This is a genomic window from Neisseriaceae bacterium CLB008 (assembly GCA_041228285.1).
Classification (GTDB): Bacteria; Pseudomonadota; Gammaproteobacteria; order Burkholderiales; family Neisseriaceae; genus JAGNPU01.
This window is the reverse complement of the sequence record CP166133.1, coordinates 518,957-536,590: the sequence shown is the minus strand read 5'-3', so window position 1 is coordinate 536,590 and position 17,634 is coordinate 518,957. Positions and strand designations below refer to the sequence as shown.

Annotated in this window: 14 protein-coding genes; 6 read left to right on the top strand and 8 right to left on the bottom strand. The window is 51.7% G+C overall.

The window, feature by feature from the left end:
• Positions 1–115 precede the first annotated feature (115 nt).
• Genes AB8Q18_02385 through AB8Q18_02370 form a run of 4 tightly spaced genes read left to right on the top strand, consistent with a single transcriptional unit; the run spans position 116 to position 3,832 of the window.
• Positions 116–700 carry an aminodeoxychorismate/anthranilate synthase component II gene (locus tag AB8Q18_02385; protein ID XDZ51910.1) on the top strand — a complete coding sequence of 195 codons (585 nt, stop codon included), beginning with the start codon at positions 116–118 and terminating at the stop codon, positions 698–700.
• Between the two features lie 37 nt (positions 701–737).
• The gene (gene trpD / locus AB8Q18_02380) at positions 738–1,778 is read left to right on the top strand and encodes an anthranilate phosphoribosyltransferase (protein ID XDZ51909.1); all 1,041 of its coding nucleotides are present in this window, start codon (positions 738–740) and stop codon (positions 1,776–1,778) included.
• A 15-nt stretch (positions 1,779–1,793) separates the two neighbouring features.
• The gene (locus tag AB8Q18_02375; protein ID XDZ51908.1) at positions 1,794–3,173 is read left to right on the top strand and encodes a phosphomannomutase/phosphoglucomutase; all 1,380 of its coding nucleotides are present in this window, start codon (positions 1,794–1,796) and stop codon (positions 3,171–3,173) included.
• 53 nt (positions 3,174–3,226) lie between these two features.
• Positions 3,227–3,832 (top strand): VC0807 family protein, encoded by a 606-nt coding sequence (locus AB8Q18_02370; GenBank protein XDZ51907.1) that lies wholly within the window; start codon positions 3,227–3,229, stop codon positions 3,830–3,832.
• On the opposite strand, the gene AB8Q18_02365 is transcribed toward AB8Q18_02370, so the two are convergent.
• The 4 genes from AB8Q18_02365 to AB8Q18_02350 are packed head-to-tail and all read right to left on the bottom strand — an operon-like array spanning position 3,829 to position 9,039.
• Complete coding sequence (locus AB8Q18_02365) at positions 3,829–4,494, bottom strand: response regulator (GenBank protein ID XDZ51906.1); 666 nt, start codon at positions 4,492–4,494, stop codon at positions 3,829–3,831. The genes AB8Q18_02370 and AB8Q18_02365 overlap by 4 nt on opposite strands.
• Complete coding sequence (locus AB8Q18_02360; GenBank protein ID XDZ51905.1) at positions 4,491–6,413, bottom strand: type IV pili methyl-accepting chemotaxis transducer N-terminal domain-containing protein; 1,923 nt, start codon at positions 6,411–6,413, stop codon at positions 4,491–4,493. The genes AB8Q18_02365 and AB8Q18_02360 overlap by 4 nt, the downstream gene beginning before the upstream one ends.
• 12 nt (positions 6,414–6,425) lie before the next feature.
• Positions 6,426–7,805: a NarK family nitrate/nitrite MFS transporter gene (locus tag AB8Q18_02355; GenBank protein ID XDZ51904.1), complete on the bottom strand. Its 1,380-nt coding sequence runs from the start codon at positions 7,803–7,805 to the stop codon at positions 6,426–6,428.
• A 10-nt stretch (positions 7,806–7,815) separates the two neighbouring features.
• Entirely contained in the window at positions 7,816–9,039 is a 1,224-nt protein-coding gene (locus AB8Q18_02350; GenBank protein XDZ51903.1) for a nitrate/nitrite transporter, read from the bottom strand.
• A 351-nt stretch (positions 9,040–9,390) separates the two neighbouring features.
• Here AB8Q18_02350 and AB8Q18_02345 point away from each other — a divergent pair, with 351 nt between their 5' ends.
• Positions 9,391–10,056: a GntR family transcriptional regulator gene (locus AB8Q18_02345; protein ID XDZ51902.1), complete on the top strand. Its 666-nt coding sequence runs from the start codon at positions 9,391–9,393 to the stop codon at positions 10,054–10,056.
• Positions 10,057–10,166: 110 nt separating this feature from the next.
• Here AB8Q18_02345 and narI read toward each other — a convergent pair whose 3' ends face one another.
• Genes narI through AB8Q18_02325 form a run of 4 tightly spaced genes read right to left on the bottom strand, consistent with a single transcriptional unit; the run spans position 10,167 to position 16,818 of the window.
• On the bottom strand, positions 10,167–10,850 hold the full coding sequence (gene narI, locus AB8Q18_02340; protein XDZ51901.1) for a respiratory nitrate reductase subunit gamma: 684 nt from the start codon (positions 10,848–10,850) through the stop codon (positions 10,167–10,169).
• Positions 10,851–10,859: 9 nt separating this feature from the next.
• The gene (gene narJ / locus AB8Q18_02335; protein XDZ51900.1) at positions 10,860–11,510 is read right to left on the bottom strand and encodes a nitrate reductase molybdenum cofactor assembly chaperone; all 651 of its coding nucleotides are present in this window, start codon (positions 11,508–11,510) and stop codon (positions 10,860–10,862) included.
• Positions 11,507–13,096: a nitrate reductase subunit beta gene (gene narH / locus AB8Q18_02330; GenBank protein XDZ51899.1), complete on the bottom strand. Its 1,590-nt coding sequence runs from the start codon at positions 13,094–13,096 to the stop codon at positions 11,507–11,509. The genes narJ and narH overlap by 4 nt, the downstream gene beginning before the upstream one ends.
• A 44-nt stretch (positions 13,097–13,140) precedes the next feature.
• A complete protein-coding gene (locus AB8Q18_02325; GenBank protein ID XDZ51898.1) occupies positions 13,141–16,818 on the bottom strand; it encodes a nitrate reductase subunit alpha in 3,678 nt (1,225 codons plus the stop codon).
• Positions 16,819–17,279: 461 nt separating this feature from the next.
• On the opposite strand from AB8Q18_02325, the gene AB8Q18_02320 reads away from it, so the two are divergent.
• On the top strand, positions 17,280–17,618 hold the full coding sequence (locus AB8Q18_02320) for a response regulator transcription factor (GenBank protein ID XDZ51897.1): 339 nt from the start codon (positions 17,280–17,282) through the stop codon (positions 17,616–17,618).
• Positions 17,619–17,634: the final 16 nt, after the last annotated feature.

Sequence of the window (17,634 nt, the reverse complement as noted above, 5' to 3'; positions counted from 1 at the left end):
ACGCAAGAATCCCCAGCTTCAGCCCCACATTCAGTCAAAAAAATGCTAAAGTTTACGACTACTTTTTTATTCAGCACCGTATTCGCCTACGGTGTATGCGCTAGGATGGCTTGCTATGCTGTTAATGATCGATAACTTTGATAGTTTTACCTATAACATTGTCCAGTACTTGGCCCAGCTTGGCCAAGAGGTGGTGGTCAAACGCCATGACGAAATCAGCGTCGCCCAAATCGAAGCGCTGAATCCTGACTACCTCGTCATTGGCCCTGGCCCTTGCTCACCCAAAGAAGCCGGTATCTCCGTTGCGGCTATTCAGCAGCTAGCAGGTAAAATGCCCATTATGGGCATCTGCCTTGGCCATCAAGCCATTGGCCACGCCTTTGGCGGCGACATTATCGCCGCCAAAACGCTGATGCACGGCAAAGTATCGCCGGTGCTACACCACAATATCGGCATGTTCCACGACCTGCCCAATCCCGTCAGCTGTACCCGCTATCATAGTTTGGCCATTGATCCAGACACCTTACCTGCATGCCTCAGCGTCACCGCATGGACAGAAGACGGTGAAATCATGGGCGTGCGCCACAAAGACTATGCCATTGAAGGCGTCCAGTTTCACCCAGAGGCCTTATTGACCGAGCACGGACATGACATGCTGCAAAATTTTTTAACCGAACATCAACGCCGCAGCGCCGAATAAAGCACGCACTGCCCGACCAGAACACGAAGAGAGACTGATGATTACCACCCAAGAAGCGCTCAATCGCCTAATTGACAACAACGAATTGTTTTTTGATGAGATGGTGCACATCATGCGCCTGATCCTGAATGGTGAAGTGTCGCCAGAGATCACCGCCGCCCTACTCATCGGCCTACGCATTAAGGTCGAAACCGTTTCAGAAGTGGCCGCAGCCGCCACCGTGATTCGCGAATTCGCCACCCACGTACCGGTACAAGACAAAACCAATCTATTGGACATCGTCGGCACCGGCGGCGACAACGCCCACACCTTTAATATTTCGACCTGCACCATGTTTGTGGCCGCAGCGGCCGGCGCAAAGGTGGCCAAACACGGTAACCGTGCGGTTTCATCGTCTAGTGGCAGCGCCGATGCCTTAGAGAGCATGGGCATTAATCTAAAACTCAGCCCAGAGCAGGTCGGCCAATGCATCGACCAGCTCGGCCTAGGCTTTATGTATGCCCCCAACCATCACCAAGCCATGCGCCACGTCGCGCCGGTTCGCAAAGCCTTGGGCGTGCGCACTATTTTCAACATCCTAGGGCCTTTATTAAACCCTGCTCAAGCCCCCAACCAATTAATGGGCGTCTTTCATCCTGACCTAGTTGGCATTCAGTCGCGCGTGGTGCAGCAGCTAGGTGCCAAACACGTAATGGTGGTCAACGGCTGTGACGGCCTTGACGAAATCACCCTCCTTGGCCCGACTAAGGTAGCCGAACTCAAAGAAGGCTGGATCCGCGAATACAGCATCCATCCCAATGATTTTGGCATTGATCTGATCGACACCCACAAACCGATTCAGGCCCACTCGACGGCCGAATCGCTGCAAAAAATTGACAGTGTATTGGCCGGCGAAACCGGCCCTTGCCGCGACATCGTGCTGCTCAATGCGGCAGCGGCGCTCTACTGTGCCAATATCGCCACCGACCTACACGACGGTTTTGAACGTGCTAAGGTGGCCATTGACAGTGGCGAAGCCAAGCGCAAACAGCAAAGCCTAATCAGCCACACCCAACAGCTACACCCCGTTACTGAATAAAGAAAGTTTAGCCTTATGAGCCTATTGGCCCCTGATATTTTTAAAGCCTACGACATCCGCGGCATTGTGGACGACACCTTAACCCTACACAGCGCCTATTTGATTGGCCGCGCCGTGGGCGCCAGCGCCATTGAAAAAGGCGTGACCGATATCGCCGTGGGCCGCGATGGCCGCCTCTCTGGCCCATCGCTGCTTGCCGAGCTAGCGCGTGGCCTACAAGACGCTGGTCTGAATGTATTGAGCGTGGGCATGGTGGCTACCCCCATGCTGTACTTTGCCGCCCACACGATGACCCAAGCCTCTGGCGTCATGGTGACCGGCAGCCATAATCCGCCTAATTATAATGGCTTTAAAATGATGATTGCGGGCGAAACCCTATCTGGTGAGGCCATCCAGGCCCTGCGCCAGCGCATTGAGGCCGACGATTTGGCCCAGCGCCCAGCAGGCCAGTACAGCGAAGCCAATGTCGCCCAAGCCTACCAAGACCACATCGTGGCCGACATCAAGCCCAAACGCGGCATGAAAATCGCCATCGATGCCGGCAACGGCGTGGCCGGCGCCTTTGCTGGCGATCTTTATCGTGCACTGGGCTGTGAAGTAACGGAGCTTTTTTGCGACGTGGACGGTAACTTCCCTAACCACCATCCCGATCCAGCCAAGCCAGAAAACCTACAGGATTTAATCCATACCCTACAAACCACCGATTGCGAAATCGGTTTGGCCTTTGACGGCGACGGCGACCGCCTAGGCGTGGTGACTAAGGAAGGCAACATCATTTGGCCCGATCGCCAGCTGATGCTGTTTGCTCAAGACGTCTTGGTGCGCCATCCCAACGCTCAAGTCATCTATGACGTTAAATCCACCCGCCTATTAAACCCCTGGATTAAACATCATGGTGGCCAGCCAATTATGGCGCGCACCGGCCACAGCTTTATTAAGGCCAAGATGAAAGAAACGGGGGCTTTAATTGCGGGCGAAATGAGTGGCCATATCTTCTTTAAAGAACGTTGGTTCGGCTTTGATGACGGCATGTATGCAGGTGCCCGCCTGATTGAAATTTTATCCGTATCGGACAACCCAAACCAAGTCCTCAACCAGCTGCCTGATGCCATCTCCACGCCAGAATTAAACCTTCAAATGGCTAAGGAAGGCGACAATCACGCCCTAATTGCTATGTTACAGGCGGCAGCACAGTTCCCCAACGCCGATGAAATCATCAGCATTGACGGCCTGCGGGTAGAATACCAAGATGGCTTTGGCCTGATGCGTGCGTCCAACACCACGCCGGTGATCGTGTTCCGCTTCGAAGCCGAAACCGAACATGGCTTAAAACGCATTCAAGCAGAGTTTAAACAGGTCTTGCAACAGCACACCAGCCAAACCCTGCCTTTCTAAGGGTATGCAATCAAAAAGGCTGCCCGCAGGCAGCCTTTTATTTATCTTAAAATATGAATCAAAAACACATCCTACTCATTGATTTAATCGCTAATTTTTTGGCACCGTGGCTGCTGTTTACCGGGTTAGAACCCAGCCTAGGCTCATTTCAGGCGCTGCTGGCCTCGGCCATTCCACCCATTTTATGGAGCCTGATTGAGCTCATCCGCAACCGCCGTCTGGATGCGCTTTCCCTATTGATTATTGGCGGCATCGCCCTCTCGCTCTTGGCCATGGGCTTTGGCGCCGATGAACGGGTTTTGCTCATGCGCGAATCGTGGATAACAGGCGCAATGGGCGTGGCCTTGCTGTTGTCGGTGTTGATCAAACGACCGCTGCTGCCCTGGCTGATGTACGCCATCATGCGGCGCCAAGCGCCAGGCTCGACTCAGCAGCAGGCATTGGCGCACCCGCTGTTTCAGGCCAGTCTCAACACCGCCACATGGGTTTGGGGATTAGGCCTGATGATCGAGGCAGGCATACGACTGTCGATGGCGGCCTACTGGCCCATTGCCGATAATTTACTCTATGGGCCCATCGTCAGCTACGGCATCATGCTGTTATTGCTTCTGTGGCTTATTCTCCACCATCGCTGGCGAGTGCAAACAACGCATCGCTAGTGTGAGGCCACCACATTGTGTTTGACGGCGAATACAGCGGCCTGAACACGGCTGCTGAGGGTGAGCTTACGCAAGATGCTTTGTACGTGTACCTTAATGGTGGATTCAGCCAAGTCCAGCTTGCGGGCAATTTCCTTATTGCTGGCACCAATGGCTAAATACGACAGGGTTTCGGTTTCTCGCGGCGTCAACGACTGTAAAGCCAGCTCTTCGGCCGAGGCCGGGGGCTGATTCGGCTTAAGCAAACATTGCACCAGCTTAGCCGTCATTTCCGGCGAAAACACCGTGTCGCCATCTACCGCTTTACGGATGCTGTCGAGTAGAAATTCCGCATTGATGTTTTTGAGCAAAAAGCCTTTCGCCCCCAATCGCATGCATTCGGTTAAGTCGTCGGCGTCTTCCGACACGGTCAGCATCAACACCACTTGTTCGGGGTCAGCGCTGAGAATTTGGGTCAGCGCTTCTTGGCCGTTCATCACCGGCATGTCTAAATCCAGTAAGACAATGTCGGGCTGTAGCGACTTAGTCAGCTTCACCCCTTCCAAGCCATCAGCGGCTTCACCGACAATGGCGAAGTCAGCCTGACGCTGGAGCAAGGCTTTAATGCCGCTGCGAAATAAGGTGTGGTCGTCAATCAATAGAATGTTAATTTGCTTGGTCATAGTGCCTTTCGTGCCTGATGCGGAATGGTTAAGGTGAGCGTGGTCCCGCTGCCGGCCACGGAATGAATACTCAATTGAGCCTGAATCCGTTCCGCTCGTTCCTGCATAATCGCCATGCCCACATGAGCCAAGGTTTTATCGGCCAACTCGGCCTCATCAAACCCTTGCCCATCATCGCTGAGCGTCAACACAAAGTCAGCATCATTATGCACCCGAACGGTGACTTTGTGAGCCTGTGCGTGCTTACGAATGTTCGACAAGCCTTCTTGTAAAATAAAAATCACTTGAATCTGCTGCTTTGGATCCAGCGCCATGCCTTGGCCAGAGGCCTGCCAATCCACGCTGATGCCCACCTGCATTTCAAAACGCTTAATCACTTCGGCCACGGCTTCGGTAAACTCAGCATTCTTGATCGGCATGCGGAAGTTCAGCAACAGTTCACGCACATTCTCATAGCATTCTTGCACGCCATCCCGAATAAAATCAAGGTTTTCTCGCACTTGGTCAGGCTTATTATCGGCCCAGGCTTGATCCAGCATCTGTACCTGTAGGTTTAGGAAGGTCAAAGACTGCGCAATGCTGTCATGTAAGCCCTGAGCCATCATGTTACGCTCTTCCAAAACCGCCATCTTACGCAGCTGCGCCACCAGCCGCATGCTGCCAATGGCCACGCCCAGCTGATTGCCCAAGGTGTGTAGCAAATGGTTTTCTGATTCGCTTAAATCATGGCCTGCATAAAAATGAATATTGAAAAGGCCAATTTTTTGATGGCCATAGCTGATGGGAAACGCCACCATTTGGCCAAAAGCCTCATGCTGACACGGGCTTTCCTGACCAGATTTAGCTCCAGTACTGTCGTTTTGGTCAAAAATCCGAATCATGCTGTCCACGCTTTTTTGCTGCGCAAATTCACCGCAGTGACAGGCGTCAAATCGGGTACAGACATCGGCCATCAGCATGTGCTCGGGTAGATCGACTGCGGCCACCCAATCCATTTTTTGGCGCTGCTCGTCAATCAATTTCACGCTGCCGGCGCTCGCGCCGACCACGGCGATCACGCGCTGTAAAAAGCCTTCACACATTTCCGCCAAAGGATGATCTTGATGAATATACGTCGTTGTGTCGTACAAAACCTTTAATTCGTGGTTACGCTCTTCGAGGTCAGCGGTTTTTTCGTGTACCTTATCGGCCAAATTACTGTAGGCATCTTCTAAGTTAGCCGCCATCTGGTTAAAACCGATGCTGATCAAGCCAAACTCATCGTTGCGGTCTAGCGCCACCCTATGGTTAAAATCACCATTAGCCACGTGGGCCATGCCTTCTTTTAGACGCCCTAGCGGCTTCACGATCCAACTGAACAAGACATACATCATGAATAAGGAGCCCGCCACCACCAGCCCAATTAAGAATTTTTGAAACAGCCGCAGCTGATTAATGGTTTGGGTATTGTCGTCTTCCAAGAGCCGCACCAGCTGATCAATGGTGAACACAAAATCGTCGGCCCAAACGCTGGCCACCGGTTCTTGGCTTTGCCATTGCGCCTTAATTTTAGGCTGATACTGATGCTGCCACTGCTGGCGGACACGGTCGGCCTGCTGCTGGATGTCAGGGCGCTTAGGTAAGGCCAAAGGTCGGCTGGCGTCGCCATCGATGATGCCACTCAAAACCCGTTCAAAATGCTTCATCTCCTGCTGCAACAGCGGTTCAGACTCATGCTTCTGAGTCATCAGCGCCATGCGATAGGCGCGCATACGCAGGCTGCCGGCGTCGTTAATGGCGGCGCCGGCGCCTTCTAAGCGCCACGACAGCGACAGCGTAAAACCAATCGCCAACAATGCCAAAACCCACCAAACCAGGGTTAAGATAACCAGTTTGGTGGATAAGTTTTTACTAATGGGTAGTTTTGCAAAAAACGTCATGCGTTTACCTTATCAACATTTAGTGGGCGCACCCTTACGAGCATAATACCACCAGTTAATCGCCACACAAGTGGCATAGAACACAATAAAAGCAATCAAAGCGGGCGCCACACTGCCGGTTAATGCCAAGGCACTACCGTAGCTTTTGGGAATAAAGAAGCCACCATAAGCCGCCAGAGCCGCACTGAAGCCCAAGACGGCCGCGCCTTCCTTGGTGGCAGACTGCTGCGCTTCAGCGGTGCTGATTTCGCCAGCCGCCGCACGGGCTTCATGATATTTGGCAAAAATAGCTGGCACCTGCATAAACGTTGAACCGTTGCCAATCCCCGTTAGGGCAAACAGAATCAAAAAGCAGGCAAAGAAGCCGATAAAATTGCCGCCCACGCCATTGCTTGGCAGGCACAACAGCACCCCAACCACGGCCACCATCATCAGCACAAACACCCAATGGGTCACGCGGGCGCCGCCGATTTTATCCGACAGCCAGCCACCAAATGGGCGTGCAATCGCCCCTACTAGCGGCCCTAAAAATGCCAGCTTCAGCGCATCCACGCCAACAAACTGACTTTTCATCAAAAACGGAAAGCCTGCCGAAAAACCAATAAACGAGCCAAAGGTGCCCAAATACAGCCAGCACATCAACCAATTGTGCTTACGGGTAAAGATCACCGCTTGCTCAGAAAAAGACGCCTTCATGCTGGCAATGTCGTTCATGCCAAACCAGGCCAAAATGCCTGACACCAAAATAAACGGCACCCAGACAAAGCCAGCATTTTGTAGCCACACACTTTGGCTCACGCCGGCTATCTCATGGGTTTGGGCGCTGCCGCCCAAGGCACCAAACATACCGAAGCCCACCACGGCAGGAATCACCACCTGCATCACCGACACGCCCAAATTACCAAGACCAGCATTCAAACCCAATGCCGTACCTTTTTCTGCCTTAGGAAAGAAAAAGCTGATGTTGGCCATGCTGGAGCTAAAGTTGCCGCTGCCAAAACCACACAGCAAAGCCAAAATCATCATGGTGCTGTAAGGCGTGTCTGGGTTTTGCACCGCAAAACCTAAACCCAAAGCCGGCAACAACAGCGTCATGGTCGAAAAAGCCGTCCAACGCCGACCGCCAAAAATCGGCACGATGAAGGAATACACAATCCGCAGCGTTGCGCCTGAAAGCGCTGGTAGGCCAATCAGCCAAGACAATTCATTGGCCGTATAGTTAAAGCCTGCTGCGGGCAGATACACCACCACCACGCTCCACATTTGCCAAATGGCAAACGACAGCAAGAGTGAAAAAATCGACAGCCACAGGTTGCGCTTGGCAATGGCCTTCCCTTTTTTGTCCCAAAAATCCTTATTTTCGGGTTCCCAATCTTTTAAAACGTATGACATGTTGCGCCCCTTATTGTTTAACCTGTTTTTTAAACGAAAAATGCATCCAGATGAGCGACACGCACACGGTGCCATACATCAACATAAACACCACGGTACGTACGCCGGTTAAGTCTTCTAGCGCACCAAACATGATCGGTAAGGTAAATCCACCCAAACCACCAGCCAAGCCCACCACGCCAGACACGGCGCCCATGTCACGAGGAAATTCATCAGCAATGAACTTAAATACTGACGCCTTACCCACCGCCATCGCCACGCCCACCACAAACATCAAGATGGTAAATAGGACTGGGCTTAAGCCAATGTGGAATGATTGTGGGCCGTTGGTGGTTTGAATCACGAAGTCGGTTTGTGGATAAGACAGGATGAAGAAGCACACCCAACACACCCACATCACCCACCAGGTGACTTTATAAGCACCCCATTTATCAGACAGCCAACCGCCAAGCGCCCGTAAAACACCGCCAGGCATAGAGAAGCAAGCAGCTAGAAAGGCCGCCAGAGCCAAGTCAAAACCATATTCATTCACATAGTATTTGGTCATCCACAAAGCCAAACCCACATAGCCACCGAACACCACTGAGTAATATTGGCTGTAGCGCAACACGGCTGGGTTTTTCATCAGGGCGATTTGTTCTTTGATGGAAACTTGAGAAGACACCAGATGTTCAGGATTGTGGAAGCTGAAGAACCAGAACATGACGGCCGTACCCAGCATAATGGCCGCATACACGGTGGGCACTAAATGCCAGGTGCCAATCGCGATCAAGGCGGGCGCCACTAAGGTATTAATGGCGGAGCCGGCGTTACCCGCACCAAAAATCCCCATCGCCAAACCTTGGCGCTCTTTTGGGAACCATTTGGCCACATAAGGCGTGCCAACTGAAAAAGAACCGCCGGCCAAGCCCATGAATAAGCCCACCACCAAGAGCTGCCAGTACTCGCCCACAAATTGAATGGCGTAGATGCCAGGGACACATAACAGCATTAACACAAAAAACACTTTACGACCGCCTATGCGGTCGGTCAAAATACCCAAAGGCACCCTAACCAAAGAACCAGACAGCACCGGCATCGCGGCCAAGAGGCCAAACTGAGTCGAGCTTAGCTGTAATTCTTGTTGAATGGGTACCCCAATGACGGCAAACATCGTCCATACCATAAAACACACGGTGAATGCCAAGGTACTGCTAAAAAGTACCGAGTATTGTTTAAATTTAACCGTTGCCATAACGCCTCCTAGCGCAATCTACAGATTCATTTTTGCTAGGCTTAACCTTACTGCCACACGACAATTTTAAACATTGGTGAGAAGTTGATTGATCCACCAATTAATGCGGATCAGGCCTGCTCATTTTGACGTATGTCAACTACGACTTTAGTCGTAGGCGAGATGTGACATTTACGAATAGACCAATTGCCAAGACTCGCTTAAAATAACCATGTTGTCGACTATAATCAGTCTGTTATCACATACTGCACCGCAACACAATACTCATTATTCACTATATAAAAATAATGGACCGATCCCCCACAAGGGTGAGGCGGCCACTTTATAAGTCTATTAAGCACATTGAAAACCATGTCTGAAAAAAAAGCCCCATTATCCCTACCCGCCATCATCAAACAAGAGATGATGCACGACATCATGTCAGGACGCCTGCGCCCTGGAGACAAAATCATTGAGGAAGAATACGCTCACAAACTGAACGTCAGCCGTGCACCCGTACGTGAAGCCACCCTGATGTTGATCACCGATGGCCTCGCCACCAAAATTCAGAACCGAGGCACCGTTTTGCGTGCTTATTCTCTCGAAGAACACGTTGACCTATACCATATCCGTTATTTTATTGAAAAGCTGGCCCTGCAACGACTGCGCAGCAAGACTGATTTTTCGGCCTTAGTAGCCAAATTCAAATCATTGCTGCACACCATGAAAGAAGAAAAAGACGACCTCAGAAAAATCAATATTCTGAACGAATTCTGTCACTACACCCTGATTTTGTTCTGTGACAGCCCCACTTTTACCGCCGCCTATCCGTCGATTTACATCTCGGCCCAGCTCTTGCAATATCCAGAATATGAGGCTTGGCTGGCCCAAATGGCCACCCACTTTAATGAGCACTACACCGTCATTAAGTCCTTTGAAACCCTCGACTTTGATGCCGTCGAAGCGGTTATTGAAGCACATCATCAAGAGCTGTTTGCCCTCTTACACCAGATTCAGCACGCCCGCGAAGCGGCCTAATCAACGAGTCACTGACTCGTTTTTTTGTGTCTGTCCACCACGCACGCCCATAAAAAATGCCCCAGAGCCAAACAACGGCACCTGAGGCAAATTAAAACCGATTCATTTACTTAACGGCGACGCACCAGCTGCCAAGCACGAGTCACGTAGGTGACGCTGGCAAAGCCGCTCCAAACGTGTACCAAGCGGGTGAATGGGAAAATCACAAACAGCGTCATCCCCATCAGCATGTGCAGCTTAAACAAAATCGACGTATTGACAATAAAGTCAGCCGCGCCGCCTCTGAAGGTCACGATGTGTTGGGCCCAGTTCATCAAGCGCACCATCTCTTCACCATCAGTGTGCTGAGCGCTGATGAAAATTGTGCTCAAGCCCAGTAGCAAAGTGATCAACAACCAGAACAACACCAGCTTATCGCGCCAGGTGGTGTTGGCCGCCAGGCGGTCACACATAAAGCGGCGATGCAGCAATAGGCATAGGCCGATCAGGGCGATCACCCCAAACACGCCGCCTGCGGCCATGGCGATGATTTGCTTGGCCGAATGGCTCAAGCCTAAAGTGTCCCAAACGATGACGGGGGTTAACAGGCCCACTAAGTGGCCAAAAAACACCGCCAAAATACCGACGTGAAACAAAATATTGCCTAAGCGTAGCTGGCCACGATATAAGAGCTGGCTACTCTCCGACTTCCATGAATACTGCTCACGATCAAAGCGAATCAGGCTCCCTAAGAAAAAAATACTCAGGGCAATGTAGGGATAAATCCCAAATAAAAATTGATGAAGGGTGTTCATGTGCGTCTCCTACTGAGCCATGGGTCGATTAGGGTAAAACTGTACGGTTTGGGTCAGGCCTGGCCGAATCAACGGCTCTACACCTTCGGCGCTGGTGCCAAACACCTCCATTGCCTCATCCATGTCACGCACCGGCGGCTCCACTAAAGGCTCAGGGCACGTTGGGCTGAGGTTCACCAAGATGGTCAACAAGGGAGCATAAGGCACTTGATTCGCGTGCAGCTTATTGCCCAAGTGATTGATGACGTGGATGGCGTCTGCCAGCATGCCTAGCGCCACCGTTTCGTCTACCTGAGCCATGAATTCCAACAATAGGGGCAAATAATCCGGCAACTCATTGGCGCTGATGTCAAAACCATGGCCACGGTAGGCTTCCAGCAAATCCACCATGGCGCTGCCGCGGTCACGGTCTTCCCCATGCAAATGCTCAAACAGATACAGCGCATGACTGCGGTTACGGTCAAAACAGGCCACATACTCTTCTTGTAGGGTGATCAGATCACGGCTTTCTAAGTAATCCAACACCTTATTAAAAGCCGACGCATGCTCTCTCAACACTGGCACAGTGGCCACCGCCGTACGTAAATCCCCCAGCGCTTCTTGCTGGGTTTCGGTGGGGTAACACAGCAAGGTTGAAATCAATTTAAAAATTAAGTTCATGACTGGCCTCCCTGTTCCTCTCCCCCATGACCACGACGCTTCTCACGGTTGGCTTCTCGGTCTTGACGCAGGCCGTGGAACACGATCGGCGTTGATTTACGTTTGCCAAACAGGCTGGCCTCCGACTCACCGCTGCTGCAACCATTCCCAAAGGTGAAGCCACAGCCAGCCTTGTCTTCAAAGGTGTTTTCAACCATTTCTTTATGGCTGGTCGGCACCACGAAGCGGTCTTCGTAGTTGGCGATGGCCATCACTTGATACATTTCTTCCACCTGGGCAGCAGTCAGGCCAATGCCGGCCAACAGACTCTCGTCGACACGACCATGAACGCTTTCTTCACGCTTAAAGCGACGCATGGCAATCATGGTCTCCAAAGCCTTTTTGATCGGCTCGATCTTACCGGCGGTCAATAGGTTGGCTAGGTAGCGTAAAGGGATACGTAATTCGTCCACGCTCGGAATGATGCCGTTTTCGCCCACGAGGCCACTTTCGATGGCAGATTGGATGGGGGACAAAGGCGGTACATACCAAACCATGGGCAAAGTGCGGTATTCAGGATGCAATGGGAAGGCAATCTTCCATTCCATCGCCATTTTGTACACCGGAGATTTTTGCGCCGCGATCAACCAAGCTTCGTCGATGCCCTGTTTACGGGCTTCTTCGATTACACGCGGGTCGTTCGGGTTTAAAAACACGCCCAACTGCTCGTCGTACAGGTTTTGTGGGTTTTCGGTGCTGGCCGCTTCTTCAATCTTATCGGCGTCGTACAGCATCACCCCTAAGTAGCGGATACGCCCCACGCATGACTCGGAACACACGGTCGGCATACCCGCTTCAATACGGGGGTAACAGAAGGTACACTTCTCGGCTTTACCACTGGTCCAGTTGTAGTAAATCTTTTTATACGGGCAGCCCGACACGCACATGCGCCAGCCGCGACATTTGTCTTGGTCAATCAGCACGATGCCGTCGTCTTCCCGCTTGTAAATCGAACCAGAAGGACACGAGGCCACGCAGGTTGGGTTCAAGCAGTGCTCACACAGGCGTGGTAAATACATCATGAAGGTTTGTTCAAAAGCGCCGTACATCTCTTTTTGAATGCCCTCAAACAGCATGTCTTTACTGCGTTTTTCAAACTCACCGGCCAAGTCGTCTTCCCAGTTTGGGCCACCGACAATCTTGTCCATTTTCTTGCCGGTCAACACCGACACCGGACGAGCCGTTGGCGGCGTGGTCATGGTCGGGGCATTTTGCAAATGCTCATAATCGTAGGTAAACGGCTCGTAATAGTCGTCAATCTGCGGCATATTGGGGTTGGCAAAAATATTGGCCAAAATTTTCAATTTACCGCCCTGGCGTGGACGTAATTTACCGTTGGCCATGCGCTCCCAGCCACCCTGCCATTTGTCTTGGTTTTCCCACTCTTTCGGATAACCGACACCAGGTTTGGTTTCGACGTTGTTAAACCATGCGTACTCTACCCCGTCGCGGCTGGTCCAAACGTTTTTACAGGTCACTGAACAAGTATGGCAGCCAATGCACTTATCTAAGTTCAGCACCATGCCAATTTGGGCTCTGATTTTCATGTTGTGTTCCTTACAGTATTCGTTTTGGTGATGGTCTTCTTGGTTTACGCTTTTGCGGGCGTATCTAACCAATCCACTTTGTTCATTTTCCGTACCACCACAAACTCATCGCGGTTGGCGCCTACGGTTCCGTAGTAGTTAAAGCCGTAAGATTGCTGAGCGTAACCGCCAATCATGTGGGTGGGCTTAGTCACCGCACGGGTCACTGAGTTATGAATCCCACCGCGCTTGCCGCTGACTTCAGAGCCAGGCACGTTGATGATTTTTTCCTGGGCGTGGTACATCAACGTCATGCCGTCCGGAATCCGCTGGCTCACAATGGCGCGGGCGGTTAAGGAGCCGTTGGCGTTAAACACCTCAATCCAATCGTTGTCTTCTATGCCGGCATTTTTGGCGTCGCCTTCGCTAAGCCATACGTGAGGGCCACCGCGAGACAGCGTCAACATGCGCAAGTTATCCGAATAAGTGCTGTGGATGCCCCATTTTTGGTGCGGGGTTAAGAAGTTCAGCACCAGCTCTTTATTGCCGTTGTCGTGACGACCGACCACTTTCTCCGTGGTTTTTAAATCAACGGGAGGCTTGTACACACAGAGGTGTTCACCAAAGCCGCGCATCCACAAATGGTCTTGATAGAACTGCTGACGACCGGTCAGGGTGCGCCAAGGAATGTACTCATGCACGTTGGTGTAGCCGGCGTTGTAGCACACGGTTTCGCTTTCAATGCCGGACCAAATGGGCGATGAAATAATCTTGCGCGGCTGCGCCTGAATGTCACGGAAGCGAATGTGGGTGTGTTCACTGCCCTCGGCCAAATGTCGGTGGCTGCGGCCGGTGGTTTTAGATAAAGCATCCCAAGCCTTCACCGCCACGTGGCCGTTGGTCTCTGGCGCCAAGGTCAAAATCATCTCCGCCGCATCAATGGCCGTCTCTAAACGAGGCTGGCCCTTACCAGCACCGTCGGCGCGGGTTTTGTTGATTTGGCGCAGTAATTCAACTTCGTGACCCGTCTCCCAAGCCATGCCCTTACCGCCGTTACCAGCTTTTTCGAGCAAGGGGCCCACCGAGGTGAACTGATCGTAAACCGCACCATAGTCGCGCTCAACCACGGTGATGGCCGGCATGGTTTTACCCGGGATCGGCTCACATTCGCCTTTTTTCCAATCTTTAGGATCAAACGGCTGACCAAGCTCTTGTGGGGTATCGTGCATCAAAGGCGTCATCACGATGTCTTGACGTTTGCCCAAGTAGTCTTTGGCAATCTCTGAGAACGATTTGGCAATGCCTTTGTAAATTTCCCAGTCGGTTTTGCTTTCCCATAGGGGTTCAACCGCTTCAGACAAGGGGTGAATAAACGGATGCATGTCAGACGTGTTTAAGTCGTCTTTTTCATACCAGGTTGCCGTTGGCAACACCACGTCGCCGTATAGGCAAGTCGTCGACATCCGAAAATCCAACACCACCAGCAGGTCTAGCTTGCCTTCAGCAGCAGGACGAACCTTAATTTCACTGGGGGTGATGCAATCGGCTTCGTCGCTGTTGACCGCATTTTGAGTGCCCAATAAATACTTCAAGAAGTATTCATGGCCTTTGGCCGAAGAACCCAAAAGATTCGAGCGCCACACAAATAGGTTACGCGGGAAGTTTTGCGGGTTATCAGGGTCGTTACAGGCCATGTCTAGGCTGCCGCTTTTGAATCCATCCACCACGTAGTCTGCCGCGCTCATACCCGCTTTAGCCGCCGCATCTGCCACATCCAGCGGATTGCTGGACAGCTGAGGTGCCGATGGCAACCAGCCCATACGCTCGGCTTTAGCGTTGTAGTCGATCAGGCTCATTTTCGACATTTCACCGTTTTCAGTCGGTGCCAAGATCTCATCTACGCCTAGCTTTTCATGCCGCCATTGGCTGGTGTGGGCATAGAAGAAGGAGGTCCCGTTCATTTGACGTGACGGACGCAACCAGTCCAAACCAAAGGCCAATGGGGCCCAGCCGGTTTGTGGCCGCAGTTTTTCTTGGCCCACATAATGGCACCAACCGCCGCCGCTCTTACCGATACAGCCACACATCATCAACATATTGATGATGCTGCGATAGCTCATGTCCATGTGGTACCAGTGGTTCAGGCCAGCACCAACAATGATCATGCTGCGCCCTTCGGTGTCATGGGCGTTTTGGGCGAATTCACGCGCCACTTGAATCACCTGTTCTGGTGGCACGCCGGTGTGTTTTTGCTGCCAAGCGGGGGTATAGGGCTCGTCATTGAAGTAATCAGTGGCCACATTGCCGCCGCCAAGGCCACGGTCGATGCCGTAGTTGGCCACGGTTAAATCAAATACAGTGGTCACATAGGCTTCTTCGCCGTCGGCCAAGGTGATTTTTTTCACCGGTACTTTACGCGCCAACACCTCATCGTGTTCGCTGCCGAAATAGCTAAAGCCGACGTTAATGGCGTCATCATGCTGGCCCAGCAAGCTTAAGCTAGCCACGCAGTCAGCCCCTTGAGCCAGGCTTTCTAAGTTCCAGCATTGGCTCTTGTCCCAACGGAACCCCACCGAACCGTTCGGTACCACTAGTTTTTGTTCGGCCTCATCCCAAACCAAGGTTTTCCAATCGGCGTGAGCAGTTTCGCCCAAGCCTTGATCTAAATGAGAGGCACGTAGGAAGTATTCAGGTACGTAGACATCGCCCTGCTTTTGCAAGCGCACCAACATCGGCATGTCGGTATAGCGACGACAGTAGTCTTGGAAATAAGCAGAAGGCTTATCTAAGTGGAATTCTTTCAAGATCACATGACCCAAAGCCATGCCCAAGGCCGCATCAGTGCCCTGTTTGGGCGCCATCCAAATGTCGCCAAACTTCGCCATTTCACCATAGTCGCTGGAAACGGCCACGGTTTTAGTGCCTTTGTAGCGTACTTCCGTATAGAAGTGAGCGTCTGGCGTACGCGTCATCGGTACGTTTGAGCCCCACACCATGAGGTAGTTGGCGTTATACCAGTCAGCGCTTTCGGCCACGTCGGTTTGCTCACCCCACACCTGTGGGCTGGCAGGCGGCAAATCGCAATACCAGTCATAAAACGACAGCGGTACACCACCTAATAAAGACAAGTAGCGGCTGCCAGAGGCATAGCTCACCATGCTCATCGCAGGAATGGGTGAGAACCCAATCACGCGGTCAGGGCCATAGTTTTTCACCGTATAGGCGTTGGCCGCCGCAATCAATTCATTGGTTTCTTGCCAAGTCGCGCGCACCATGCCGCCCAAGCCCCGTTTGGTCTTGTAGCTGGCGGCACGCTCTTGATCTTGGCTAATAAAGGCCCATGCGTCTACGGGCGACATGGTTTTACGGGCTTCACGCCACATTTTTGCCAAGACGCCACGCATCATCGGGTATTTCACTCGCTGGGCTGAATACACATACCAGCTATAAGACGCACCACGAGGGCAACCGCGTGGTTCATGATTCGGTAAGTCGGCGCGGGTGCGTGGGTAATCGGTTTGCTGCATTTCCCAGGTAATCAAGCCGCTTTTAACAAAGACTTTCCAGCTGCAAGAGCCAGTACAGTTCACACCATGAGTGGATCGAACCACTTTGTCATGTTGCCAGCGTGAACGATAGCCATCCTCCCATTGACGAGACTCGGTAACCACCGTGCCGTGACCATGAGCAAAAGACTCATGTTTCTTACTCAAGAAATTTAAACGATCTAAAAAGTGACTCATGGTGTATCTCCATTGCCTATATACTGGAACACCATAAGATTAAAGCTTTAAAGTCATAAAACCCATTCTACAAAAGGGCTTTTTTAAGACGCATTAGGAGGAGGCACCCCCTACTAAAGGCGTAGTCAAGACTAGCCAAGAGGCTAAAGAAAGATCAATCAACACTGCACGAGCACGGCTGCAACCCCATCCTCGCCCTTCTTTTTTGAGCTAGAAAGCCCATGTTCAAACCCAGGCCAAGTCGGCAACGCGCGACAATAGGCCATACGGGCTTGATTTAGATAATAGGATAAATACCTGATTCACGTGATTGCGATCCACCCGTGCATGAACAACAATGAGCACTTATAAAAATTTGTTAATTTCTATACATTACAATAAACACATCTGCTCAGCTTAAGACCACTAATCAGCCAAAATCAAAACTGATGTCCCCTCTTAGCGTGCAGACGGAGAAATAAATGACTCACGCTACCCTTAATGCAGGTTTTCAATCGGTTCTGGTGGTTGAAGACTGCCCTACCTCACGCCATCAGCTGCTTGAGCTCTTACAGCAGTGTGGTATTCCCGCTGCGTGTATCCACTTTGCCAACAATCTGGCCCAAGCCTATGCCGTATTAGAGCAAAGTCAGCAGCTGACTCTAACCTTAATCGACATCCGTTTACCGGAAGCCCAAGGTGAATCGCTCATTCAATGGCTACAGTCCAAGCTCCTCGAAACCTTAATGATGGTGCTGACCACCTGGGCCACCCAAAGTAAAGCACATTATTTATACTACTTTAATCAAAATCGTCCATAATGTGTTTATATTCGTA